Annotated in this window: 21 protein-coding genes; 9 read left to right on the top strand and 12 right to left on the bottom strand. The window is 61.8% G+C overall.

All coding sequences use genetic code 11. The features are described 5' to 3' along the window. Positions 1 to 77: 77 nt before the first annotated feature. The 3 genes from FLM52_08110 to FLM52_08100 form a co-directional block, all read right to left on the bottom strand. The gene (locus tag FLM52_08110) at positions 78 to 779 is read right to left on the bottom strand and encodes an HD domain-containing protein (protein NVN55747.1); all 702 of its coding nucleotides are present in this window, start codon (positions 777 to 779) and stop codon (positions 78 to 80) included. 353 nt (positions 780 to 1132) lie between these two features. Continuing rightward, positions 1133 to 2026 (bottom strand): LysR family transcriptional regulator, encoded by an 894-nt coding sequence (locus tag FLM52_08105; GenBank protein NVN55746.1) that lies wholly within the window; start codon positions 2024 to 2026, stop codon positions 1133 to 1135. 475 nt (positions 2027 to 2501) lie between these two features. Then, positions 2502 to 4580, bottom strand: coding sequence for a TonB-dependent siderophore receptor (locus FLM52_08100; GenBank protein ID NVN55745.1), 2079 nt, complete (start codon positions 4578 to 4580; stop codon positions 2502 to 2504). A 455-nt stretch (positions 4581 to 5035) separates the two neighbouring features. Here FLM52_08100 and FLM52_08095 point away from each other — a divergent pair, with 455 nt between their 5' ends. Further along, the gene (locus FLM52_08095; GenBank protein NVN55744.1) at positions 5036 to 5557 is read left to right on the top strand and encodes a TetR/AcrR family transcriptional regulator; all 522 of its coding nucleotides are present in this window, start codon (positions 5036 to 5038) and stop codon (positions 5555 to 5557) included. Then, positions 5554 to 6618, top strand: a complete 1065-nt coding sequence (locus tag FLM52_08090; GenBank protein ID NVN55743.1) for a zinc-binding dehydrogenase — start codon at positions 5554 to 5556, stop codon at positions 6616 to 6618. The genes FLM52_08095 and FLM52_08090 overlap by 4 nt, the downstream gene beginning before the upstream one ends. Before the next feature lie 172 nt (positions 6619 to 6790). Here FLM52_08090 and yghU read toward each other — a convergent pair whose 3' ends face one another. After that, complete coding sequence (gene yghU / locus FLM52_08085) at positions 6791 to 7654, bottom strand: glutathione-dependent disulfide-bond oxidoreductase (GenBank protein ID NVN55742.1); 864 nt, start codon at positions 7652 to 7654, stop codon at positions 6791 to 6793. A gap of 384 nt (positions 7655 to 8038) precedes the next feature. Here yghU and FLM52_08080 point away from each other — a divergent pair, with 384 nt between their 5' ends. The 3 genes from FLM52_08080 to FLM52_08070 all read left to right on the top strand — a co-directional run bounded on the left by FLM52_08080 (position 8039) and on the right by FLM52_08070 (position 10193). Beyond that, positions 8039 to 8608, top strand: coding sequence for a manganese efflux pump (locus FLM52_08080; protein NVN55741.1), 570 nt, complete (start codon positions 8039 to 8041; stop codon positions 8606 to 8608). 237 nt (positions 8609 to 8845) lie between these two features. Further along, complete coding sequence (locus FLM52_08075; GenBank protein NVN55740.1) at positions 8846 to 9385, top strand: redoxin domain-containing protein; 540 nt, start codon at positions 8846 to 8848, stop codon at positions 9383 to 9385. A gap of 292 nt (positions 9386 to 9677) precedes the next feature. Then, a complete protein-coding gene (locus FLM52_08070) occupies positions 9678 to 10193 on the top strand; it encodes a DUF3455 domain-containing protein (GenBank protein ID NVN55739.1) in 516 nt (171 codons plus the stop codon). A 307-nt stretch (positions 10194 to 10500) separates the two neighbouring features. Here FLM52_08070 and FLM52_08065 read toward each other — a convergent pair whose 3' ends face one another. The 3 genes from FLM52_08065 to FLM52_08055 all read right to left on the bottom strand — a co-directional run bounded on the left by FLM52_08065 (position 10501) and on the right by FLM52_08055 (position 14471). Continuing rightward, positions 10501 to 11538: a hypothetical protein gene (locus tag FLM52_08065; protein ID NVN55738.1), complete on the bottom strand. Its 1038-nt coding sequence runs from the start codon at positions 11536 to 11538 to the stop codon at positions 10501 to 10503. 257 nt (positions 11539 to 11795) lie between these two features. Then, positions 11796 to 13259 carry a sodium:proton antiporter gene (locus tag FLM52_08060; protein NVN55737.1) on the bottom strand — a complete coding sequence of 488 codons (1464 nt, stop codon included), beginning with the start codon at positions 13257 to 13259 and terminating at the stop codon, positions 11796 to 11798. Positions 13260 to 13898: 639 nt separating this feature from the next. Further along, positions 13899 to 14471, bottom strand: a complete 573-nt coding sequence (locus FLM52_08055; GenBank protein ID NVN55736.1) for a helix-turn-helix domain-containing protein — start codon at positions 14469 to 14471, stop codon at positions 13899 to 13901. Positions 14472 to 14618: 147 nt separating this feature from the next. On the opposite strand from FLM52_08055, the gene rhtA reads away from it, so the two are divergent. Together rhtA and FLM52_08045 are read left to right on the top strand one after the other, a co-directional pair. After that, a complete protein-coding gene (gene rhtA / locus FLM52_08050; protein ID NVN55735.1) occupies positions 14619 to 15512 on the top strand; it encodes a threonine/homoserine exporter RhtA in 894 nt (297 codons plus the stop codon). A 238-nt stretch (positions 15513 to 15750) separates the two neighbouring features. After that, positions 15751 to 16233, top strand: a complete 483-nt coding sequence (locus FLM52_08045; protein ID NVN55734.1) for a tryptophan-rich sensory protein — start codon at positions 15751 to 15753, stop codon at positions 16231 to 16233. Positions 16234 to 16439: 206 nt separating this feature from the next. Here FLM52_08045 and FLM52_08040 read toward each other — a convergent pair whose 3' ends face one another. The 4 genes from FLM52_08040 to FLM52_08025 all read right to left on the bottom strand — a co-directional run bounded on the left by FLM52_08040 (position 16440) and on the right by FLM52_08025 (position 21413). Continuing rightward, positions 16440 to 17942, bottom strand: a complete 1503-nt coding sequence (locus FLM52_08040; GenBank protein ID NVN55733.1) for an ABC transporter ATP-binding protein — start codon at positions 17940 to 17942, stop codon at positions 16440 to 16442. 11 nt (positions 17943 to 17953) lie between these two features. Continuing rightward, positions 17954 to 18775 carry an ABC transporter permease gene (locus tag FLM52_08035; protein ID NVN55732.1) on the bottom strand — a complete coding sequence of 274 codons (822 nt, stop codon included), beginning with the start codon at positions 18773 to 18775 and terminating at the stop codon, positions 17954 to 17956. A 92-nt stretch (positions 18776 to 18867) separates the two neighbouring features. After that, positions 18868 to 19794: an ABC transporter permease gene (locus FLM52_08030; protein ID NVN55731.1), complete on the bottom strand. Its 927-nt coding sequence runs from the start codon at positions 19792 to 19794 to the stop codon at positions 18868 to 18870. After that, positions 19791 to 21413 (bottom strand): ABC transporter substrate-binding protein, encoded by a 1623-nt coding sequence (locus tag FLM52_08025; GenBank protein NVN55730.1) that lies wholly within the window; start codon positions 21411 to 21413, stop codon positions 19791 to 19793. The genes FLM52_08030 and FLM52_08025 overlap by 4 nt, the downstream gene beginning before the upstream one ends. A 339-nt stretch (positions 21414 to 21752) precedes the next feature. On the opposite strand from FLM52_08025, the gene FLM52_08020 reads away from it, so the two are divergent. Beyond that, positions 21753 to 22451 carry a GNAT family N-acetyltransferase gene (locus FLM52_08020; protein ID NVN55729.1) on the top strand — a complete coding sequence of 233 codons (699 nt, stop codon included), beginning with the start codon at positions 21753 to 21755 and terminating at the stop codon, positions 22449 to 22451. A 127-nt stretch (positions 22452 to 22578) separates the two neighbouring features. On the opposite strand, the gene FLM52_08015 is transcribed toward FLM52_08020, so the two are convergent. Continuing rightward, complete coding sequence (locus FLM52_08015) at positions 22579 to 23400, bottom strand: alpha/beta hydrolase (protein ID NVN55728.1); 822 nt, start codon at positions 23398 to 23400, stop codon at positions 22579 to 22581. 198 nt (positions 23401 to 23598) lie between these two features. Here FLM52_08015 and FLM52_08010 point away from each other — a divergent pair, with 198 nt between their 5' ends. Next, positions 23599 to 23904 carry a 2OG-Fe(II) oxygenase gene (locus FLM52_08010; GenBank protein NVN55727.1) on the top strand — a complete coding sequence of 102 codons (306 nt, stop codon included), beginning with the start codon at positions 23599 to 23601 and terminating at the stop codon, positions 23902 to 23904. Positions 23905 to 23980 lie beyond the last annotated feature (76 nt).

Here is a 23980-nt window from a genome sequence, read left to right as displayed (position 1 = left end):
GCAAGGCCCCCTGCCGAGACTCTCGACAGGGGGCCTTGTGTTTGCAGGACTGCACCACGTGAGCTGACACCAGCGCCTCATCCTTGACTGGTCAAGGCAAACAGGCGGCGATGCTCGGCATGCAGTGGCCTCCACAGTGGCGCCATACGGGCAACCAGGCGCGGGTCGAACTGCTTGCCGGATTCCTCGCGGAACAGTCTGACCAACCGCACCAATGACCAGCCCGGCTTGTAGGCACGCGGCGAAGCCAACGCATCGAAGACATCCATCATCGCGACGACCTGACAATACAGCGGCAGGGATTTGCCGCCTGTTCCGGTGGGATAGCCCGTGCCATTCCAGGCTTCGTGATGGGTGATCGCCACCTGGCAGGCAAGCGCTCGCAGAGGGCCACGCAATGAAAGCAGCAGGCGCCCGCCATGACTGGCATGGCCGCGCATGGTGATACGCTCTTCTTGACTGAGCGCACGCGGTGCCGTCAGGAGCTCGTTCGAGATGTCGATCTTGCCGATATCGTGCAGCAGAGCGGCACTGTGCAGGTCGGACAATGGCACATTGCGCTTTGCAGGCGGCAGCAATTTCGAATAGAGAAAGACCGCAAGTCCCGCCACTCGCCAGGAATGTGCCAAGGTATCGCTGTCATGCTGGTACAACACGCGAAGCAGGCAGATGACTGCCGGCTCGAGGGGCTTTTCCCCGGGGGGCGGCAAGGCGAGATAGCCCGGCAAGGGGTCATCACCGTCAAGCACGACCCGTGTCGCGAACAGGATATCTTCCATGGGGGCTCCTTGTGCAATCTGCCTGTCAAGGGGCGTGAGTCATCAGGGGGCTCATGATCGATGCGCCACCGGGGTCGCATCAGCCCGGAATGACGAAAGACTATTTCTTGTTCGTTTTTTTAGATTTGTGTTTCACATTCATCTGGCAAGCTCAAGCCTTCACATCCATTTTGAAGACCAGCTCTTCCAAGCCCCTGCATTTGCTAAAAAGGATCTGATAGACAGCACGTGATAAAAAAGTACCTCGTGAATATTAGGCGATATCAATGACGTATCTCAATGTTTCCTTCATCAAGTCTTTACCTTATTCGTATTGAAGCATGACGCATACCGCGCTCAGAGACGCGCGCATATCATCTCGCGAACCATTCCAGCAGATGCTCGATCAAGCGCACCGTGCGCAGCGGGCGATGGCGCTCACGATGATAGATCAATGATAACGGCACATCCGCCGGCTGCCAGTCGCTCAGCAACTCCTGCAGCTCCCCTCGCGCGAGGGCTGATTCACAGTAGAGCCTGGGCACGCGAATGATGCCGTTGCCGGCGATGGCACCACTGACCAGCACATGCCCGTTGCGGCATTCAAGCTGGCCACCGACGTCTACCTGCAATTCGCGAGACTCTGCCCCACGCGCGGTGAAGGACCAGCGCGAGACCGAGCCGACCAGGCAGCGGTGATCCACCAGCTCGCCGGGCGTATTCGGCGCGCCATGGCGAGCGAGATAGTCGGGGCTCGCCACTACCACGTAGGGCAGTGTCATCAGCGGACGCGCAATGAAATCGGCATCCTCGAGGGCGCCCATGCGCAGAGCGATATCGAAGTCATCACGAATCAGATCCACGCGATGGCTGCTGAAATCCAGCTCCACCTGCACGTCCGGCCACGCCTGCATGAAGGCGTGCACGGCGGGTGCCAGCAATTGCTCGCCCACCGGTCCACCGACGCTGTTGATGCGCAGCCGTCCGCGCATGGCATTACGCTCTTCGCGCACCAGCGTCACGATCTGGGTGATGTCGCCCAATGCACTGCGACACTGGGCATGCAGCAGATGACCGCTTTCAGTGAGACGCAGCGAGCGTGTCGAGCGCTGCATCAGCGACACGCCCAGTGCCTGTTCAAGCGCAGTGACCTGTTTGGAGACCTGCGACCGCGACACGCCCAACTGCTCGGCGGCGCGGGTGAAGCTGCCATGATCCGCCGTCATGACGAAGGCACGGATATCGGCCAGGGGAAGCGACTCGAGCATGGGGCTCTCCAGAGGTGTGATGTCGAGAGGAAACACAGAGGCAGGCACGCCAGGACACTCAATCGAAGATACTCGACCGAAAACATGCATCGAAGACAGTCAGTGACAGAGCATCATGTCAGCAGTCTACCAGCCGCATCGACGTCTTCAGCAGCAGCGCAGGCTTTCATCACGAAGTTTCCCCGACGACGAGTGGCTCGTGGGATCTTGAGCGGTAAACAACACATGCAAAAAGGGGCGCTGATGAGCGCCCCTTTTTATTTCTAGATCACCAGTCTATTTCTAGATCATCAGTCTATTACCAGATCACCAATCTATGACCAGGTCACCAGATCACCCGACTCCCGAAACTGACTGATATCGTCTGTCTTGTCGGTCTGGATGTCGCCTACCTGGATGTCGTGACTGTCTATATGCCGTAACTATCCTGGCATCTAGCCACCCCTGGCGAGTCAGCCTGCCAGAGGCGGCCGCATTACCAGCCGACGCTGGCTGACAGGGTGATTTCCATCGGGTCACCCACCAGCACACGGGTATCGCCACCACTGCCGTAGTAGTAGCCGGTATCGAACAGGTTCTTGGCATTCAGCTTGAATTCGGTGTCCGGGCCGAAGAAGTCATGACGCCATCCGACGAAGGCATCTGCCACGGTGTAGGCATCCATCGAGAAGCTGTTGTCGTCATCGCCTTCACGCTCGCCGACATAACGTACGCCACCGCCGACACGCCACTCCCCATAGGACGGATCGATCGCCAGGTCATGTGCCAGATAGAGGCTGGCCGCGTTGAGCGCCGCATTCGGTAGACGATTGCCCTCGGTGCCTTCGGTATCCTCCAGCACTTCGGTATCGGTGTAGGCATAGCTGAACAGCAAGGAAGTGCGATCCGTCAGGGCCCCTTCGAGGCTGAATTCCAGGCCCTGCGAGCCGGCTTCCCCGATGGTGCGAGTCACACCATTGTCAGTGACTGCGACGTTTTCCTTGCGGATCTGGTAGAGCGCCACGGAGGTCGCCAGACGCGGATTCCACTGACGCTTGTAGCCGATCTCATAGCCCTTGCCGAGCTCGGGGTCGAGGCTCTCGCCGCTGTCACTGTCGCTACCGTTCGGCACGAAGGATTCGCTGTAGCTGATATAGGCGGAGCTGGCATCGTCAATGCGATACAGCAGATTCGCTGAGGGCAGGAACAGGTCGTCGCTGTAATCGGGGTCAGACACGAAGTCCTCGCCCTGCCCGCTCTGCTGATCAAACCAGGTGTAGCGCCCGCCAAGCCCCAGAATCCACTTGTCGGTCAGGTACCAGCGGTCGCTGACATAGACCCCGATGGCCTGGGTCTCGTCGAGACGATTGCTGCGCGAGGTATTGATGTCGTCGGAGGTCACCTGGGCCAGCTGGCCGTGGTTCACATCGGTGACGGTGGAAACCGTGACGGAATCGCCGAAATAGCGCTCATCCAGATAGTCGCGTGTGGTCTCGTAATCAGCACCGATGACCAGCTGGTGACGCTGCCCCGCGATCTCGACATCGCCCATGGCGTCCAGCGCAGTGTAGTGCTCGCTGCGATCATAGCCCTGGTTCTCTTCGGCGCGCACGGTCACATCACCGCTGTCGCTGACATTGGTGACATTGGCGCGCGCATCACTGTACTGGCGCCGCGTCCAGCCGTAGGTCAGTTTCATGTCCCAGTTGTCGGTGACTTCCTGCTTCCACCAGGCATTGACGGACTCGTCATGGCCATAGACACGGTTCCAGGACTCATCGAAGCGCGTGCCCCGTGTGACGTCGGCGGCGCTGCCATTGTAGAAGACAGTGCCACGATCGATATCCAGCTCGTAGTCCTGATACTCGTAGCTGATCTGGGCGCTGCTGTGCTCGCCTTCCCAACGCAGTGACGGGGCGATGGTGGTGCGGCGGTCATTGCCGTACTCGCGCCATGAGTCTTCATCCTCATGCGACAGGATGAAGCGATAGGCCAGGCCGGTATCCTCGATGGGGCCGGTGGTGTCCAGGGTGGTATTGCCACCGCCGAAGGAGCTGGCTTCGCCACTGATCTCGGTGTGCGTCTCGTACTGGGGACGCTTGGTAACCATGTTGATCACGCCGCCCGGGTTCTGCTGGCCCTGGAAGAGCGATGACGGTCCCTTGAGCACCTCGACGCGGTCCACGGTCGCCGTGGTGTAGGTACGGCGCGGTTGACGGATGCCGTCGATCAGCATCGAGCCATCGCTGTTGCTACCGAAACCTCGCTTGACGAAGCCGTCTTCGGTGCCCCCCAGGGTGTTGCCCAGTTGGATACCCGCGACCGGCTGCAATGCCTCTTCCAGATCGTCCAGATTGAAATCCTGCATGACCTGCTGGGTCACGACATTGATGGTGCGCGCCTGCTCGAGGAAGTCCACCGACTGCTTGTTGGCCAGGCTCGAGGCCTCGGCGCGGTAGCTGCCCGGCGCCACTTCACCTTCACGCTCTCCGGTCACCACGATCACCGAATTCGCGACTGGCGACTCGCCTGAGATGGCGCCCTCTGCCGCCAACGAAGTGCCCGGCAATGCCATCAGACTGAAGATCAGGCAGGAGAAATGCCCCTTGTGCGTGCTTGCAGCGCTATCCCGAGAATGATTTGGCACCTGAAAACCCTTTGTACGCGATGCGACAGCGTCCTGCTGAACCACACCTTTCCTCTGCCCAGTGAGCAGAAAGTGGCCATGACTGACGCCCCCCGCGCCAGCAAATGAGTCGCGAATGATAATCTTTATCAAATGCTATCGCAACGAAAAGTGCGTGATTTTTCCGCGAATTGACCTGAGCTTTGCCTTATTCAACGATCAGAAAACCTCTATTTGCGTAATTCTACTGACATCGAAGTGTCACACACGCAATGCGCGACGTCAGGCCATGGGAGCAATGACATAAGACACGGAAAGGCTGCATTGACACAGGGAGAATGATCGCTCCACCATGCACATGTAGAGTAAACATTCTCCCTCGTTGATTCGACCATGGCACCGACATGATTCAGCACGATATCGCCGCCCGCCTGGAGACGCTCTTCAGCCAGCGCGGCTTCGCAGAACCGAGTGTTGCCGAGCTCAAGGCAGCGTCAGACGTCAGTCTGCGCACCCTCTATCGCCACTTTCCCTCCAAGGAGAGCATGGTGATCGGTGCGCTTCAGCATCGCCATGAGCGCTACATGGCCTTCCTCGACGAGGGAGTGCCCGAGGATGGCGCTGCTGCGCTCAGCCACCTTTACCAGCGGCTGGGCCACTGGATGGCGTTCGAGGCACCCAACGGCTGCATGTCGGTCAATGCCCTGGCGGCCTTTCCCGACAACCCGCAGGTGCGCGAGGCCGTCGACCGCCACAAGCACGAGATTCTCGAGTGGCTCGGCCAACGCAGCCGCCGCCCAGACCTCGCCACCGAGCTGTTCCTGATCCATGAAGGCGCCTCCTCCGCCTGGCTGGTGCTGGGCGAGAAGGCCATCGAGGCCGCACTTTCCACCACACTGACCCTGTTGGGAGCACCCCACCGATGAGCTCACTTGCCACAAGCAAAGACAGCATGCACGGCGTCTACCTGACCGGGCATGGCGGCCCGGAAGTGCTGGAAGTGCGTGACGACATTCCTCGCCCGACTCCCGGCCCGCGTGACGTGCTGGTGCGGGTCGGCGCGGCTGGCGTCAACAATACCGACCTCAACACGCGGCTGGCCTGGTACTCCAAGGGCGATGGCGAGGCAGAGGATGCCAGCTGGTCCGGGCAGCCGATCCACTTCCCGCACATCCAGGGGGCCGATATCTGCGGCGAGATCGTCGCGGTCGGCTCAGACGTCAGCCAGGCGCGCCTCGGCGAGCGTGTACTGATCGAGCCCTGCCTGAGGGAGCACGACGGCCAGACGCTGGAGTCCGCCTGGTATATCGGCGCCGAATGCGATGGCGGCTTTGCCGAATACACCCGGGTAGCGGCGCGCCATGCCCTGCGCGTCGAGAGCTCACTCAGCGATGTGGAACTCGCCTCCTTCCCCTGCTCCTACTCCACCGCCGAGAACATGCTGACTCGCGCACAGCTTGCCAAGGGCGAGCGCGTGTTGATCACCGGCGCCTCCGGTGGGGTCGGCTCCGCGGCCGTCCAGCTCGCCAAGGCCCGTGGTGCCCATGTGATTGCCGTCACCAGCGCGGCCAAGGCCGATGCCCTGCGCGATCTCGGAGCCGATGACATCGTGCTGCGCGATCAGCCTCTCGACGAGGCGCTCAAGGGCCACAGTGTCGAGGTGGTCATCGATCTGGTGGGCGGCCCGCAATGGCCGCAACTGCTGGATATCCTGGGCTACAAGGGGCGCTACGCCGTCGCGGGTGCCATCGGTGGCGAGATGGTGGAACTCGACCTGCGCACGCTGTACCTGAAGGACTTGAGCTTCTTCGGCTGCACGGTGCTGGAACCGGAGGTCTTCCCCAATCTCGTGCGCCATATCGAGCAAGGCAACATCAAGCCGCTGGTCGCTGACACCTTCGCGCTGGCCGAGATAGCCACCGCCCAGGAGGTCTTCCAGCAGAAAGGTCACGTGGGCAAGGTCGTGCTCAAGGTCCGTCAGGACTGAAAGCGCCCTGCTCGGACGACTGGCCAGAACGCAAAAGGGCTACCCGATGGGTAGCCCTTCCTGTGACTGAACGCTCATTGCTCGGCAGTCATTACTCGACGGGCATTGCTTGAAGGTCATTACTCGACGGTCACTGCCAGACGATCTCTGTCTAACGATCACGTCGCGATAATCAGTCGCTACGCTTGTCTTCGGTGTTGGTTTCGAAGTCACTCGCCGAGTGGCGCTCGATCAACTGCTCCTGCGGCTCTCCCCAGAAACGATTGACCATGCGACCCCGCTTGACCGCCGGGCGTTCGGCAATCGACTTGGCCCAGCGCTGCACGTGCGTGTAGTCCTGCACGGAGAGGAACTCGGCAGCGTCATAGAGCTTGCCTTCGACAAGTGCGCCATACCAGGCGTAGATGGCGATATCCGCGATGCTGTATTCGTCACCGGCGATGTAGGCATTGTCGGCCAGCTGACGATCCAGCACGTCCAGTTGACGCTTGGTCTCCATCGCGAAGCGGTTGATCGGGTACTCGAGCTTTTCCGGGGCGTAAGCATAGAAGTGGCCAAAACCACCGCCCAGGTACGGCGCAGAGCCCATCTGCCAGAACAGCCAGTTCATGACTTCGACACGCTTGGCGGGGTCTTTGGGGATCAAGGCGCCGAACTTCTCGGCCAGATGCAGCAGGATGGAGCCGGATTCGAACACGCGAATCGGCGTCTCGCCGCTTCTGTCCATCAGCGCGGGAATCTTGGAATTGGGATTGATCGCGACGAAATCACTGCCGAACTGATCGCCCTCGCCGATACGGATCGGCCAGGCATCGTATTCGGCGCCGCTATGCCCGAGCGCCAGCAGCTCCTCGAACATGATGGTGGCCTTCACGCCGTTGGGTGTCGCCATGGAGTAAAGCTGGAAGGGATGCTCACCGACCGGCAGCTCCTTGTCATGCGTCGGGCCCGCGATCGGCCGATTGGTACTGGCGAACTTGCCGCCACTCTCGCTTTCCCATGTCCAGACCTTGGGTGGCTGATAACTGTCGCTCATACCCTTGACTCCTTGGCATCCTGTTGAAGCTTCAAGACTGAAGTTTCAAGACTTCGGTGACGTCAGACACGTCGGCTTGGTGCCGCTCTGACTCGGTAGACAAGTTATGAAGGTCAAGCGCTCGTGACACAAGGGGATGAAATGACAAGATTTTGTTGCTAGTATGCCACCAGTTTTTGGGGAGTAGCCCGCTCTCGTCACCCAACGAGAGTCTCGGATGTCAACATAGTCGGCAGGCATTGCCGTGGCACCGAGGACCCGCCTATCCGATCATGCCCGTGATCAGTCAGGACGAGGTTCGGCGAGACCAATGACAGTCAGACGCTTCCGGCCGGTGGTGTCTTTCTGTTATTGACTCGCAACCGGCCTGGAACATCCTGACTCATGCCTCTGCTACCGACATTTCTGCTCGCCTTCTCCATGTCCTGCGACGCCTTTGCTGCCGCCTTGTGCAAGGGAGCCGCCATACGTCGTCCCTCTCTGAAAGACGCCCTGCGTATCGGCCTCATCTTCGGGGTCATCGAAGCCATCACGCCCATGATCGGCTGGCTGATCGGTCGCTCACTGGCCGTCTACGTCGAACAGTGGGACCACTGGATCGCCTTCGCCCTGCTGCTGCTGCTCGGTCTGCACATGATTCATGAGGGGCTTTCCAAGGACGAGGAAGACGAGGACTGCACCACGCCGCAGTCGTTGCCCCGCCTGATGTTGACCGGCCTTTCCACCAGTATCGATGCCATGGCCGTGGGTGCCGGGCTTGCCTTTGCGGGCGTGAACATCGTCACCACTGCGCTGGCGATCGGCACCGCCACCTTCGTGATGGCCACCACCGGCGTGATGCTGGGCGGTGTGCTGGGCAAGATGGTCGGCAAGCGCGCGGAAATCATCGGTGGCCTGGTGCTGATCGGCATCGGCACGACCATCCTGCTGGATCACACCGGCTACCTGGGTTGATCCTCTGCTGAAAAGCGCCCCGAACGGCCCCGTGGCGGCCCCTGGCGATGAACGCACCCTCGTGTTGCGCCAAGGGGCCCTTGAAAACCCTGACAATGGCGTCATTCAATGGGGACGCATGGCGTATCCTGTCGCTGGTCATTCAAGGCGCTTGATATCCAGACACGTGATATCCGCCGCCTGATCAGCTGTGACATGAAAGTCAACGCCGTGATCTTCCAAAGGGAGCCAGATTGCATGTATACACGCAAGCTTCATCCAGGCAGTGAATTCCCGGCCATCCAGGTCAAACGCAGCGACGGTGAGGCACTGACCCTCGGCAAGCCCCAGGGCGAACATGACTGGCAGCTGGTCGTGGTCTATCGCGGCAAGCATTGCCCGATCTGCACCAAGTTTCTCAACAAGCTGGAGAGCGATCGCGAGCGCTTCAGCGCCCAGGGCATCGATCTGGTCGCCGTGTCTGCCGATGATGAGCAGCAGCTCACGCAGCATCGCGAGTCGCTGGAGGTCAACTTCCCGCTCGCGTATGGGCTGACCCTCGAACAGATGCAATCGCTGGGACTGTTCATCTCGACGCCGCGCAGCGAAAAGGAAACCGATCACGACTTCCCGGAGCCTGCCTTCTTCATCGTCAATGGCGAAGGCAAGATCCAGATTCAGGAGATCGCCAACGCGCCCTTCGTGCGCCCTGATCTGGATACCCTCATAGGTGGCATCGAGTTCATCCGCAAGCCGGATAACGACTACCCGATTCGCGGCACCCGCGATTACGACTGAATCCTTCAGGGTTCACGCCGTCACACAGACGCCCCGCAGCCTCGTGCTGCGGGGCGTCTGTGTGTCTGGGCCTGTTGCTTGCCACCTGGCTTTCACCTTGCCCGCTTTGCGCTTCTGGCCTCTTTTCATGACGCCGCTGATAGGCGCTGAAAACAGGCCACGAAAAAACCACGAAAAAAATCTGATCCCGTGACATCCAGACGAGAAAGGCCAGCGTTATGAACAGTGCAAGGGAGACAACGACACACCTGCAACCGCTAGCTGAACCTTATCTGTCTACGGAGTCGTCAAGATGAAAACAATCGCCTGTATCTCTGGTATTTTCGCTGCCCTCGCATTGAGCCCGCTGGCTCAAGCCATGGAGGTTCCCGAGAGCGTCACGGTGCCAAAAGGCAATGAAGTCGCCATGGAAACCGTCGGTGTCGGCAAGATCAAATGGGCCTGCGAAGCCAAGGACGATGGCACCATGGGCTGGGTCTTCAAGGGTCCGGATGCCGCTCTGAATGATGCCGATGGCAAGCAGGTCGGCAAATACTATGGTCCGCCCGCCACCTGGGAGTCCATGGATGGCTCCAAGATCACCGGCACACAGCTGGCGGTTGAGCCCAACGGCAAGGGCAATATTCCGCTGCAGCTGGTCGAGGCCAATCCGGCCGAAGGTGAAGGGCATATGCAAGGCGTCACCTATGTTCAGCGCCTCAATACCCAGGGCGGTGCCGCACCTGACATGGCCTGCGATGAAGCTCACAAGGACAAGGTCGAAATCGTGATGTACCAGGCCGATTATCTGTTCTACAAGGCCATGTAATCTCAAGCCTTGAATAGAATGGATTCACCACTCGATGTCGTGTAACAAAGCGCATTGACACAGGGAAGGTGAGATCATGAAAAGCCCCGGCATGCACAGGCATGTCGGGGCTTTGTCGTCATCAATCCCGGCGGGGAAATAATGATTCAGCGTGGAGCTCAACCAGCAACGCGCAGGCGATAACAGAAGTGCTAACAGAGAAGATCAGGGAGGCCATCACGAAGACAGTCAGCCCCCCATTTCGGTGCAAAAGCCGTGAGTTTGTTTCCCCGGCCTGTGAACCGATCTCTAATCCAGCGAGCTGCCGTCAGACCAGCGCCAGCATTGTATAGGGCGCTTCACAGGAGTGGCGCTCATCGCGTTCATCCACGCTACCCAGCTCATGGTTGCGATCATTGTCATAGACCACGAACAGCCGTTCGCGATCCAGTACCGCAAGCCCCTCCGCCTTGTGCTCGAACTCCAGCACGCGACCATCCTCATGCGTCACCAGCGTCGGGGATTTGCCTGCATGGAAGTCGGCCAGCGACAGCACCCACAGATAGCCCCCGATCACCTCTTCACTGCCCTGCTCGGTCTCGAAGCTGGTTACCAGATAGAGGCGTGCGTGATAGGGGTCATATTCCAGGCTCGAAAGACCACACTCGTGATTCACGCCCTCATACTCGGCGGGATCAAACGCATAGACGTCGTGAAGGTCCTCGATGAACTCGATATTGTCGCTGTCGGTCATGGCATAGCGCGCCCCGATGACGCGTCGCACGTACGCGAAGTCATCATGCGAGTTGCCTTGTTCGCGCACCCCGAACAGGATCAGCCCATCACCCTTGTCACTCGGAACGACCGCCAGACCTTCGATCTTGTAGTACGGCTGGCCAATGGCCGCCTCCAACTTCTGACGAAATTCCAGTGAGCCCTCGACCCCGTCACGCGGGTCCGGGTCGACCACCTGCACCTTGCCCGGCTCACCCAGCGGCCAGATCAACAGGTGGTTGTAGGCATTCAGGGCATGGCTCTCGCTGTCGATACGATCAAACCCGGTGGTTGCCAACATGTGACGGCCATCGGTGGTCAGCGCGAAGTCTTCATACTTGACCGCCTGACGGATCAACGGCGTGGTCAGATACTCGAGCTGACTGTCATCGGGCCCTTGCGAATCCAGAGGCAAGGAGAAGACCGCCGAGCGTCCCTCGCCCGGAATCGGCTTGTCACTCGCCATCAACAGACGCTCGCCGTCATAGGCCACGGCGGAAATCTCGGCGTTCACCAGCTTGCCCTCCTCATCCTTCAAGCCGGCCGGAAAACAATGGATCGTGCCCTGTTGCGTGATACGTACCTTCGCCATGCATGGCTCCTTGAAATGAAACGTCATGATATTGGGACAGGCCATGCGGGATTGAGTTCGAGGCAATGCACGCCGCCTTGCGATAGCTGGGCCAGTGACAGGGACATACCCAGAAACTGAGACAGAAGCAGAAAAGCGTCTGCCAGACACCACAACGCCCCGCGAGACTCCATCAGTCAGGAGTGTCGCAGGGCGCTGTGTGCATCAAGCCTCAAACGTCAGGGCACTGGCTTGCGTACAGGCTAGCGGTGTGCGGCTCACACTTCCCTGGCCGGCGCCGCCAGCACCGTCTCGTGATTGCCACCTCCAGCGGCTGCGGCCTGCTGTGTGTGAGTGCTCTGCTTGCGAGAGCTGCGCGCACGCCAGGTGATGGAGATGGCCAGCACCACCAGCATCGCCCAGGGGTAAGGCGTGAAGAAGGACGCCATGGCACTCGGCGCCGCGACGCCCGCCTCGGCGGCACTGGCAGCGATCACCTGCTGCCAGACGGCCACCGCGATATGCCAGGGCAGCAGGAAGAAGACCGTGCAGACGGCGCAGTCCATCAGGTTGGCACTGCGCTCCGGCGCGATCCCGAACTTCTCGGCCAGCTTGCGCACCAGCCCGGGGCCGACCAGCAACAGTGCCGGCGCATTGGCGGACAGCGGGATGGACGCCGCGACCGTCACCGCCACGATGCCTGTCTCGGCCCCCGTACGCGACGTGATCAAGCTGTCATTGGCCTTGTCGAGCAGACGACGCATCAGGCCGGCATCCAGAATCACCTGTGTCAGCGCCAGCACCATCAGGGCGAACAGCACGGCGCCGGTCACCGAGGCGATGCCATTCTCGATCAAGCCGGTGCTTTCACCGCGCTGTGCCGGCAGCGCAAAGATATCGTCCAGACTGATGGCGCCGATCACGAGAGCGCAGAGCATGGCGACCAGATTGCCGAAGAACATCGCTTCGATGATATGGCGACGCTTGAGGGCCAAGCCGACCACCACGGCCAGAGGCAACAGCATGACCAGGCCGAGCGCATTGCCTGATGCCAGCGCAGGCACCTCGGTCAGCGCCGTCTCGCTACCACCGGCCACCAGGAAGATCACCACGCAGATGGCCGCCGCGGACAGTGCCAGCGGCAGACGCGTGCGAATGACATCCGCGACCTGCGCCCCCTGGGTGAAGGACGACACGATGGTGGTATCCGAGACTGGCGACAGATTGTCACCGAAGGCAGCGCCCGAGAGCAGCGCCACCGCCAACATCGTCGGGTCCGCGCCCAGCATCACCCCAGCCGGATACAGCACGGGGCCAAGGCCGATGACAGTGCCCACGCTGGTACCCGTACCCAGCGAGAACACCATGCAGATGGCGAAGGCGAGCACCACGAAGACACCTCCGGTGGCGCCCATCGAGGCACCAATCCATTGCAGGCCATCGATGAGCCCACCAGCCATCATCAGCTTGCCGAAGACCCCGGCGAGCAGCCATAGGGCAATGATGGCGGTCGCGGTGTGGTTGCCCATGCCACGCAGCAGGCTCTCGCAGTAGGCCGAGCGGTCACGACACAGAAAGAGCCCGACCCCCATCGCCAGCCAGGCGCAGGCCCAGAAAGGCTGGGTGCCTGCACGCTCGAATACCGAGAGGTAGATCAGCCCCGCCACCAGCACCATCAGCGGCACCAGGGCGCCCACCACACCACCCCGAAACACCAGTTCCTTCGTGTCCTGTTGCTGCATATTCCTGTCCCTCACACGCGAGTCTTGTTATTGGAGTCATCCTTGCCTGGCGGGCCTGCACATGACGGCCCAGGCCCCAGCCAGACAGCCACAGGCTATGCGAGCCACTTGCGTGACGACCAATGCCAAAATCAGTGGCAAGCGATTACTTTTTCACATGACCAAGCAATCTCTCTGCCAAACATTAGAAAATCAGGAATTTCACATACTAAAGCGCTAACAAGCCAGTGATCTGTCAGGGTGCTGCCGCATCAATCAGCGTTGCCGCAAGGCAGTATTGGTGAGAGACAATATTGGCGGGAGAAAGTCTTGGAGAGAGACCATCCTGGCGAGAGGTATCAGCTGCGAAAGCTCGCTGAGCTGGGGCCTTGAGGCAGAACGCGGTTCAACACTCGCCCCTGCAAAGGCTTGCAGGGGCGCATGCGGACAAGTGAAACGCCGGAATGATGATCGTGGGTGAAGGCAGGACTGACGCCAGCGCCGCGCGGGAGCGCAGCTTGTGATCGGCAGATGCGCGATAAAGGGGCACGCATTGATCTTTTGCACCGATCCTCTACACCGACCCCCTGCACCATCTTCATGAATCGAAGAGTCAGCGCAGGAGCCCGGACACATGGCAGTTCACTTCATGCCGGGTGATCAGTGCAGCACGTTGCGGATGAAGCGCAGCATCCCGGTGCCCGTGTTTTGGTAGCGGTAGGCCTGATCACTGGGATAGACATGGAAATCCCCGGCGTGAATGACGATTTCCTCACGTTCCAGCGTAAGGGTCAGCTCGCCTTGCGTGACCACCAGCATCTCATGCCAACCGGCATCATCGGGCGCGGAGTCATAGTGCTCGCCGGGGGCGAGGGTCCAGTCCCATAACTCGACTTCCTGGGTCGCCGGCTTGCTGGCCAGCAGCACCGCGCGACTTTCGGGCGCCTGCCCGACCCACGCCACCTCATTGATGCGTGCCGAGTCTTCGCTTTCCGGGGGCTGCACCAGCGCGTAGAAGAGCACCCCAAGTGCCTCGGCGAGCTTGTCGAGCGTGCCGAGGCTGACATTGACGTCGCCCTTCTCGATGTTCACCAGCATGCGGCGGCTGATCTCGGCCTGATCCGCGAGTGCCTGCTGGCTCAGCTCGGCGGCCAGACGCAGACGGCGAACATTGGCCGCGACATGGACCAGAACATCGGGTCGATCTTTACTGTTGTGCAATATAGTGCGCATCCGTACAATCCCGCTGACGATGAGGGAAGCCGGCATCCCACTGGCCTCAAGCTCCCTTCCCTTGCTACCTCAATGTCCCTGAATCATGCCGCATGTGTTCTTGACTGACCATGCCCGTCATCCACTGGATCGCTCAAGGAGACTTCAATGTCCATTGCCGTCGCCGCCTCCTCTTCTCGTCTGTGGCCCGTCGCCATGCTGCTGGTTGCCATGTGCTCGATCCAGAGCGGTGCTTCGCTGGCCACTTCCCTGTTCCCGATGATCGGCGCGGCGGGCGCGACGGCGATTCGTCTGATCATCGCCTCGATTCTGCTGCTGGCCATTCTGCGCCCGTGGCGCAAGCCGGTGACGCGCAAGGCCTGGAAGTCCATCACCATCTACGGCGTGGCGCTGGGCGTGATGAACCTGCTGTTCTACCAGGCCCTCAAGACGGTACCGCTGGGCATCGCCGTGGCACTGGAATTCACCGGCCCGCTGGCCGTGGCGCTGCTGAGCTCGCGCCGCTGGATCGACCTTGGCTGGGTGGCACTGGCGATCACCGGGCTGGTACTGCTGCTGTTGCTGGGTGAGGACACCGCCGCGCCGATCGACCCCGTCGGTGCCGCCTTCGCCCTCGGCGCTGGCCTCTGCTGGGCGCTGTATATCCTGTTCGGCCAGAAGGCCGGCGCAGGCAATGGCACCCAGAGCGCGGCGCTGGGCATCACGATCGCGGCGGTGGTCGTCGCGCCCGTCGGCCTGATGGAGGCCGGCAGCGCCATGTTTTCGGTCGATATCCTGCCGTTGGCACTGGCCGTCGCGGTGCTCTCGACCGCGCTGCCCTACACCCTCGAGATGGTGGCCTTGCCGCGCCTGCCGACCCACACCTTCGGCACCCTGATGAGTCTGGAACCCGCCATCGGGGCGCTCTCCGGCCTGCTGTTCCTCGGTCAGACGCTGGGCATCTTCCAGTGGCTCGCCATCGGTCTGGTCATCGCCGCCTCGGTGGGCACGACGCTGACCGGTCGCAGCAAGGAAGTCTTCGATGGACCGGTGCCGGATTGAGGATGGCGCTGCCGCCCGCAGCTGAGCCGTTCAGATGTTCCGTTCAGCTGAACCGTGCAGACGTACCTCTCAGCTAAACCGTTCATGTACACCTTTCAGGAAGAACGGGACGGTGAACCAAGACGCAGCGTGGGATATCGTGTCTTTCTCTATCACGCTTTTCGAGACAGGAGACCGCCAGATGACATCGCCACGTTCCGCGTCTTCCTCACCCTCCGCTGCACGCTCCACCGCCCAGATGGTGGTGTGGTTCGGGTTGAGCTTCCTCACTGCCGCCATCGGCGCGCTGGCCTCGGTTGACGCGAAGACCTTCTATGCAAGCCTTACCCAACCGGCCTGGGCCCCGCCGGCGGGGGCCTTCGGGCCGGTGTGGACGGCGCTGTTCGTGATGATGGCGCTCGCCGCCTGGCGTGTCGCGCGCGATGGCTTGCATGCCAGCAATGGCTTCCGTTGGCGCCATCGTCTGGCGCTCGGGCTGTTCGTGGTGCAGCTGGTCGTCAACGGCCTGTGGAGCTGGCTGTTCTTCGCCTGGCATCTCGGTCAGGCGGCGTTCATCGACGTGCTGGTGCTGTGGACGCTGATCGCCGTCACCCTGATCGCCTTCTGGCGTATCAGTCGCCTGGCCGGGCTGTTGATGCTGCCCTATCTGGCGTGGGTGACGCTGGCCAGTGCGCTGACCTGGTCCGTCTGGCAAGCCAATCCGGCCCTGCTGGGCGGCTGAACCCTAAGCGACCGTCCTGACGGCAGATGAGCGGCCAGCAGACGCCAGAACATCCCCCGCAGATACCAAACGCCAACGCCCGGCCGAGACTCCTGCAGAGTCTCGGCCGGGCGTTGGCGTATCAAGCGTCGTCTTTCTAGTGCAATTCTTGCTGTTGCGATGATGCCTTGCGGTCCTCTGGTGCCGCCGTGCGGGCAGGTGAGCGATCAGATCTCCTGACGCGCCTTCAAGCGACCTTCCTCTACTACCAGCACGCGATCCGCGACCTTGCGCAGCAGTGCCGCATCATGACTGACCAGCACCAGCGCCGTGCCCTGCTCGCGCACCATCTTCACCATGCAGGCGATCACCTCCTGCTGGACCAGCGGGTCGAGGCGTGAGGTCGGCTCATCGGCGAACACGAAGCGCGGCTTGATCAGCATCAGACGCAACAGCGCGAAACGCTGCAGCTCGCCACCCGAGACCTGTCCCGGCAGACGCGAGAGCAATTCCGGCGCCAGGCTCAGTTGCTCCATCAGCTGCGGCAGCTGGCTGTCGTCGAGACCATGGCGTGCGCTGAGATCCTTCAACAGCCGCCCCAGTGTCCGGCGTGGCGGGAAGGTCGCCACGGGGTCCTGGTAGAGCTTCTGATATTCCAGGCGTTCGGCATGCTGGACCACGCGTCCTGAATGCGGTGGCAACAGGCCGAGCAGTGCATCGCCCAGCGATGACTTGCCACAGCCTGAAGCGCCCTGGACGCCGATGATCTCACCGCCCTTCACGCTGAGTTCCACGTCACGCAGCAATGTGGTGTCCCCGCGCGCGATGGTCAGATTCTCGGCGCGGATGATGGTCTCGCCTGCCGCCTTGCCATCACGGCTTGCACTGTCGGCTGCCGGCTTGAAGGCGGCCTCCGGCCAGGCCTGCGGCGCGGCATTCACCAGGCGTCGGGTATAGGCATGTGTCGGCGCGGCCAGCACGTCACGCGTAGCGCCCTGCTCGATCACCTGCCCCCTGCGTACCACCATCAGCCGGCCACCGATCTGGTGCGCCAGCGCCATGTCATGGGTGATGACCATCAAACCAGCACGCGGTGTCTCGGCCAATGACTTGAGCAGCAGCTCGCCGATCTCGCTGACGCGGGCGGCGTCCAGCCCCTTGGTCGGCTCGTCGGCGATCAACAGCGGTGCGCCGCCGGCGCGGGCGGCCGCAAAGGCCACACGTTGCGCCATGCCACCGGACAGCTTGCCCGGCAGCTGCTCGCTGGCCGCGGCGACACCCAACTGCTCCAGATCACTGCGCGCGGCCGCGTGGGAGGCCTGTGCCGAACGCCCCGCGACCAGTCGATATGCCTCACCGACCTGACGAATCACCTTCATCAACGGGTCCAGCGCCAGCCAGGGCTCCTGGGGCAATACCGCCAGGCGGCGACCCCAGAGCGGGCGACGATTCTCTGGCGTATGCAGAGGATATGGCTCGCCGTCGAGCCACAGGCTGCCGGAGGCCACAAGCTCCGGGGGCAGCGTGCCCAGCAGTGCCTGAGCCAGCAGACTCTTGCCGGACCCCGTCTCACCGATCACCACCAGCGGCTCTCCCGCCTTGAGCGCAAGCGAGACAGGCTCCAGCAGCGCCGTCTGCGCGCCCTGGACCCGCACGCTCACATCCTCGGCACTTAGCACCACATCATCCGCCGTTGCCCCATCCCGCGTGTGAGAGGCTGGCGTGGTCATTGTCGCGACATTCATGGGCGCGCTCCTTCGAGGGTGTCCGCGGCGGTTGACGTTCTGGCCTTGCTGCCGGACATCAGCAACAGCCCCAGCAACAGCAGGAAGGTAACCAGCACCGGCGTCAGCAGCGCGAATGGCGCTTCACGCCAGTACGGCAACAGCTCGACCATCATGGTGCCCAGCTCCGGCGTGGGCTCCGGAATGCCGACATGCACGAAGCCCAGCGCGGCAATCGCCATCAGGGCGTTGGCCATGCCGAAGGCCATCGCCGTCATCATCACGGGTGCCATTTCCGGCCACAGGTGATGACGAAACCGGTACCAGGCCCCGAAGCCCAGCAGACGGCTGGCCTCCACACCGGGACTCGCCAGCACGCTGCGACCGGTGGCGCGAGCCAGGCGGAAGAATTCCACCCACAGCACCAGCGACAGACCCAACCACAATGCCAGCGGCGTCGACGGCAGGATGACGCTGACCATCAGCACCAGCAGCAGCCCCGGCAATGCCAGCAGGCTGTCTGCCACCAGGCTCAACAGGCGCTCGGCCCAACCACCGCGTCCCGCGGCCAGCAGGCCCAGCGAAATGCCCGAAAAAGCCGCCAGAATCACCGCCCCCGCGGCAATGGAAAGCGACAGCCCGAGCGCCGCCACCAGGCGGTGATAAAGGGAGCGCCCAAGGTGGTCATAGCCCAGCGGGGCGCTGGTGATCACCTCGCCGGCGTCAGAGACACCGACGGCATCCGCGCCCTGCAGTGCACGATAGAGATGCTGCTCCAGCGGGTCTCCCGGTATCACCAGATTGCCCAGCAAGGCCAGCAGCACCAGACTGGCGACCATCGCGGCCCCGATCACCCGGCGCAACGGCCAGTCAAGACGTGGACGACGCACGGCTTCCACGCGCTGCGGCGCAAGCCCTTCCACCACCTGATTCATTTCACACCCCGTGGGTCCAGTTGGCGACCCAGCAGATCGACCAGCAGATTGATCAAGACAAAGCCGACGCCCAGCACCAGGGCGGTGCCCTGCACCATCGGCACATCGCGCGAGAAGATGGCGTGCACCAGCGCATGGCCGATGCCCGGCCAGCCGAAGATGCTCTCGATCACCACCACACCCTCCACCAGGGTCACGAACTGCAGTCCCAGATAGGTCACCAGCGGCAAGGCCACATGGCGCAGGCCGTGACGCCAGAAGGTCTGGGCGTTGCTGAGGCCCTTCCAGCGCGCGAAATCATGAAAGGCCGTCTGGGTGACGGCGGCCATGGCATCACGTGCCAGGCGTGCCGATACCGCTGCCAGCCCGAGCGCCAGCGTCATCGCCGGCAGAATGAAGTGCTGCGGCTCACCGTGACCGGCGGCCGGCAGCAGGCCCATCTCCACCGAGATCAGCAGGATCAGCACCAGCGCCAGCAGGAACTGCGGCGTGGCACGCAGCAGACTGCAGACGGCCAGCAGGCTACGGTCCAGCCAGCCACCGGCACGCAGACCGGCCAGCAGCCCCAGCGGCGGGCCGATCAGCAGCGAGATGCCCAGCGCCGCGCCGGCGAGCGACAGGGAGTTGCCCAGCTGATGACGAATCTCCACCCACACCGATTCACCGGAAATCAGCGAGGTGCCAAGCTCCAGGCGCAGGATATCGCCCAGCCAGTAAAGGAAGTGCAAGCCGCCCTGTGCCTCGAGGCCCAGTTCGGCGCGTACCGAGGCCGCAGCGGCCGCATCCAGCGCATCATAGCCATAGCGGCCGGCCGCGATACGCCAGGCGGCATCGCCGGGCAGACTCTGCATCATCAGATAGCTGGCGCCGCCGACCATCAGCACCACCATCAATAGCTGCAACAGACGTGAAGGGAGATTCATTGTGCCCACCGCAATTCTGAAAGGCCGAAACTACGCTCCCAGGGATCTACCTGAGCGCTTTGCAGTCGATTGGAGATCGCCAGGTTCTGGTAGTACCAGGCGATGGGGATCACGGGCAGCGCCCGCTGGATCACGCCGCTGGCCTGGGCGCGCGGGTCCTGCCCTGCCGGTGTGGGCCCATAGCCCTCGCGTGCCATGCGCTCAAGCTCGGCGGTGAAGTCCGCATCGAACCAGCCCATCGCGCCCCAGTCGCCACCAGGGGCCTCGGGGGTTCCCGCGTAATCGCTCAGCACGTTGCCGATGGGGTCCGGCACCATGGCCAGATTGCGCGCGAACAGCGCCATGTCGAGGCTGCCGTCATGATGGCCGGCCGGAATCGCCGAGAAGTTGGTGATATCCAGACGTGTCTGGATGCCGATGGCGTGGAACTGGCGCTCCAGCACCGTGGCGACCAGCGGCAGCTCCGGACGGTCCGAGAAGGTGATCAGGCTGATCGCGAGGCGCTGGCCATCCTTGTGGCGGATACCCTCCTCGCCGACGGTCCAACCTGCGGCGTCCAGCAGTGCACGCGCCTCGGCGACGTCCTGATGCAGCTCGGGCAGTGCGGGGTCATGCCAGCCTTCCACCATCGGCGGGAACAGCTGGCTGGCGCCACGCGGATAGCGCAGCACGACCTGAGCGATGGCGGTGCGATCGATCGCCAGACTCAATGCACGCCGTACAGCGGGGTCCTGAAAGGCCGGATGATTGGCGTTGACCTTCAACAGCATCGTGCGCGGCGTCGCGGCCGCTGCCAGAGTCACACGCGGCGACTGGGAGAGACGCTGGCGACTGGCGGGGTCCAGCCCATAGGTGAAGTCGGCATCTCCGCTCTCGGCGATCAATGCCCTGCCCTCGGCGCGGCTCACCGCCTGATAGCGCGCCTGGCGCACCTCGGGCTGCGGGCCCCAGTAGTCCTCGAAGGCGGTGACTTCCAGGCTCAAGGGCGGCGTCATGCGCAGCATGCGATAGGGGCCGGTGCCGATGACCTGCTGGGCGGTGCCCGTCTCATCGAAGGCTGCCGGCGCGAGTATCTGCTGGCGATAATCGGCCAGATAGGCGGGCAATGCGGCGAAGGGCTCGCTGAGGGCAATCACCAGCGTCTGGGCATCTTCGGCGACGATCCGCTCGACCGGCACCGACTTCAACAGACCCGGCTTGGCACTTGCGATCTCGAGCACCTGACGCGCCACCTCGGCATCCAGCTGGCTGCCATCATGGAACTGTACGCCGGAGCGGAGCGTGAAGCGCCACTCCAGGCCGTCATCCGAGACCTCCCAATCGGTCGCCAATCCCGGCTGCAGCTCTCCCGTGGCATCCACCTCGACCAGTGTCTCGACGATCTGCATGCGCTGGAAAAGAATGCCGCTGAGCAGCGGGTCCGCCCCCTTAATGTCGAAGGGCGCGACAATCTCCAGACGTCGTGTGTCAGCCGCCGACGCTTGCGCCGCTGAGGCATCTTGCGCATGGCTGGGCTGCACCACGGCCAGGCTCAGCGCGACGCTGGCGACGGCCAGCTGCCTGCGATCGTGAAGGAAGGTTCGGTATTGCCACCGAAGCCTTGAGAGCAATTTGACCATCGATATCGCGAGTCCCGAGCAAGAGCATGGATGCCGACGCGCAACCGCCGCCGACGAACAAAAACGCAATGTTATAGTGTAACTATTACGTTTTGGCAACTCTCGACTCACCTTCTACGACTGGGCAAAGCTGGACGGGCACTTGAGGGGCACTTGAGGGGCGCTTGAAAGGTGCAGGACAAGCACTGGACAGGCATTCACTTGTCAGCGGCAACCCAACATCCGATGATAGATGGCAAACTACATTAGTATGCGCTAACCGACTGGTCCGCTATTCTGGACGAATGGTCATCAGTCCGCGCATCTGTGCCCCTACCCTCAACAATAAGCGACAGGATCATGGATGATCTCAGCATTACCCCTATCAGCGATTCGGCTTGCAGCAGCTATCTGAGCGCCGCGGCTCGGCGACTGTGCTGCGGCAACATGCTCGCGACCTACAAACGGCATGGCATGAGCTGGGACGAGGAGTTGTTCAGCGAGCGCTGGCAGGACAACGAGAACTACGCGATACGTATCAATGGCGAATGGGTCGGCTTCATCAGCCTCAAGGCCCTGCCGGACATCCTGTATCTGCGCGACCTGCAACTGGTGCCACATTGGCAAGGCCGTGGCGTCGGCTCCGCCTGCCTGAACTGGTTGATCCAGCTGGCAACGCAACAGGAGTACGGCCAGTCGCTGATGAAAGACCGCGCCTCCGAGCTCTCCCCGGGCGCTCAGCCCTGCCCGCGCGCGCTGCGCCTGAGAGTCTTCTCCGACAGCCCGGCATTGGCGCTCTACCAGCGCCACGGCTTCACCCTGGTCAATGAGCAGTGCACCCCGACGCGCAGTGGCAGCATCATGGCACTGGAAAGACCCCTCGCCTTCCAGACAGCGCCGACGCTTGCCCCGCGGAGTGATCACGCGCCCCTGCCCCCGGTAGGCAATGCCTCTCTCGACACGATCATCGATGACCTTACCGAGGAAGAGGCCTTGACGATCACCGCCAAGCGCAAGCGACAGTCCCCTCCGGCCGCGCGGAACATCGCGCATCATTAGGCGATTTCCCGTGCGCGATTTCCGCCAGATACGACAATGCCCGGTCATAGGACCGGGCATTGTCGTTCAGGGCTCATTCACCATCAGGGGTGAGATTTTACTGCGCTTATGGCTGATGGGCTCCTCCTCAGCGGGCGAGGAAGTCCAGGATATAGCGCACGGTATCCTGCGGCTTTTCATCCGTCACCCAGTGACCGGCATCCTTCACCCAGATCAGCTCGGCACCCGGAATGGCATCTGCCAGCATCGGGGCGTAATCCGGCTTTTGGAAGTTGTCCTTGTCGCCCCACAGCACCAGAGTCTTGATCTCGATATTCTTGAGCTCACCGGCGATGGCCTGGGTGTATTCCTTGTTGAGACGACGCATGTTGCGGAAGAAAGCCGCCTTGCCTTGCTCGCTGTTCCACTGGGACACATAGCGCTCGACCATCTCTTCGGTCGCGACGGCCGGATCATGCACACCACTGGGCATGAAGCCGCGCATGGTGCTGATGAATTCCTCGACGCTGGTCGCTTCCTCGACGCCCGGCTCCAGCAGCTGCTTGAACTCCGGAATCGGCCAGGAATCGAAGCATACGCTGTCGATCAGTACTTGACGGCGAACACGCTCGGGATGATTGACGGCCATCAGCTGACCGATACCTCCGCCGATATCATGCGAGACGACATCCGCACTCGCCACACCCAGTGAATCCATCAGCTTGATGAAGATGCGTGTCTGGGCATTGATGGAAACGTCAGCATCCACCGGCATGTCCGACTCGCCATAGTTGAGCATGTCCGGTGCGATGACACGATAATGCCTGGCCAATTCCGGCATCACATCACGCCACATCAGCTTGTTGGTCGGAATACCGTGAATCAACAACAGCGGCTGACCTTCACCCATTTCCTTGTAGGCAATGCGGTGACCTTCGATCATCGCATAACGGGTTTCCAGGGCTTCCATTGTCACGTTGTCGTGGCTCATTGCTGACCTCTTCGCTTGATGAATACTCAATCACGGCCTGGCGAAACAGTGCTATATCGCGGTGATGCCGTGAACGTGGGACCACCTTACGGATTCCTGAGCAATCACTCAAGCACGATTTTGATTGATTGCTCAAAATACGCTTTAATGGCCCCATCAAATTCAAGGGAAACGCCCATGGCCCGTGTCATCAACCGCAGTCTGCTCGATCTTCGTCGCCTGACCATCAACCTGGTGACCTACCCCGAAGGCCACAGCGTGATGCGCCACAACGACCCGATGGGCAGCGGCAGCTACTACAAGCTCAATATCGTGCTCAAGAAGCCCCGCCGGGGCGGTGTCTTCGAGACCGATGGCAGCCTCTTTCGCCTCGCGGACCGCGTGGTGCTGTTTCGCCCCGACCTTCACGAACACAGCGTCAGCCGCATCGAGCGCGGCAAACGCGTGCTGCTGAGCATCGCCTTGCACGCACCTTGGCGCTGACCCGCAATGGGACTGCGCAAAAGAACCTGAGGCAAAAGCGAATAATGAAACAGATAGCGGGTAGCGCCAAGTGACA

The sequence above is a fragment of the bacterium Scap17 genome, from assembly GCA_013376735.1.
In the GTDB taxonomy this organism is placed as follows: domain Bacteria; phylum Pseudomonadota; class Gammaproteobacteria; order Pseudomonadales; family Halomonadaceae; genus Cobetia.
The sequence above is the reverse complement of the archived record's forward strand: the minus strand, read 5'-3'. Positions and strand labels throughout refer to the sequence as shown.

Bases quoted from the DNA above. Each gene is read 5' to 3' on its own strand.
- FLM52_08060 (NVN55737.1), bottom strand. From the start codon at position 13,259: ATGCAGCAACAGGACACGAAGGAACTGGTGTTTCGGGGTGGTGTGGTG.
- FLM52_08030 (NVN55731.1), bottom strand. From the start codon at position 19,794: ATGAATCTCCCTTCACGTCTGTTGCAGCTATTGATGGTGGTGCTGATG.
- FLM52_08100 (NVN55745.1), bottom strand. From the start codon at position 4,580: ATGGCATTGCCGGGCACTTCGTTGGCGGCAGAGGGCGCCATCTCAGGC.
- FLM52_08040 (NVN55733.1), bottom strand. From the start codon at position 17,942: ATGACCACGCCAGCCTCTCACACGCGGGATGGGGCAACGGCGGATGAT.
- FLM52_08025 (NVN55730.1), bottom strand. From the start codon at position 21,413: ATGGTCAAATTGCTCTCAAGGCTTCGGTGGCAATACCGAACCTTCCTT.
- FLM52_08045 (NVN55734.1), top strand. From the start codon at position 15,751: ATGGTGGTGTGGTTCGGGTTGAGCTTCCTCACTGCCGCCATCGGCGCG.
- FLM52_08055 (NVN55736.1), bottom strand. From the start codon at position 14,471: ATGCGCACTATATTGCACAACAGTAAAGATCGACCCGATGTTCTGGTC.
- FLM52_08065 (NVN55738.1), bottom strand. From the start codon at position 11,538: ATGGCGAAGGTACGTATCACGCAACAGGGCACGATCCATTGTTTTCCG.
- FLM52_08095 (NVN55744.1), top strand. From the start codon at position 5,036: ATGATTCAGCACGATATCGCCGCCCGCCTGGAGACGCTCTTCAGCCAG.
- FLM52_08015 (NVN55728.1), bottom strand. From the start codon at position 23,400: ATGGAAGCCCTGGAAACCCGTTATGCGATGATCGAAGGTCACCGCATT.
- rhtA (NVN55735.1), top strand. From the start codon at position 14,619: ATGTCCATTGCCGTCGCCGCCTCCTCTTCTCGTCTGTGGCCCGTCGCC.
- FLM52_08080 (NVN55741.1), top strand. From the start codon at position 8,039: ATGCCTCTGCTACCGACATTTCTGCTCGCCTTCTCCATGTCCTGCGAC.
- FLM52_08090 (NVN55743.1), top strand. From the start codon at position 5,554: ATGAGCTCACTTGCCACAAGCAAAGACAGCATGCACGGCGTCTACCTG.
- yghU (NVN55742.1), bottom strand. From the start codon at position 7,654: ATGAGCGACAGTTATCAGCCACCCAAGGTCTGGACATGGGAAAGCGAG.
- FLM52_08075 (NVN55740.1), top strand. From the start codon at position 8,846: ATGTATACACGCAAGCTTCATCCAGGCAGTGAATTCCCGGCCATCCAG.
- FLM52_08070 (NVN55739.1), top strand. From the start codon at position 9,678: ATGAAAACAATCGCCTGTATCTCTGGTATTTTCGCTGCCCTCGCATTG.
- FLM52_08010 (NVN55727.1), top strand. From the start codon at position 23,599: ATGGCCCGTGTCATCAACCGCAGTCTGCTCGATCTTCGTCGCCTGACC.
- FLM52_08105 (NVN55746.1), bottom strand. From the start codon at position 2,026: ATGCTCGAGTCGCTTCCCCTGGCCGATATCCGTGCCTTCGTCATGACG.
- FLM52_08020 (NVN55729.1), top strand. From the start codon at position 21,753: ATGGATGATCTCAGCATTACCCCTATCAGCGATTCGGCTTGCAGCAGC.
- FLM52_08035 (NVN55732.1), bottom strand. From the start codon at position 18,775: ATGGTCGCCAGTCTGGTGCTGCTGGCCTTGCTGGGCAATCTGGTGATA.
- FLM52_08110 (NVN55747.1), bottom strand. From the start codon at position 779: ATGGAAGATATCCTGTTCGCGACACGGGTCGTGCTTGACGGTGATGAC.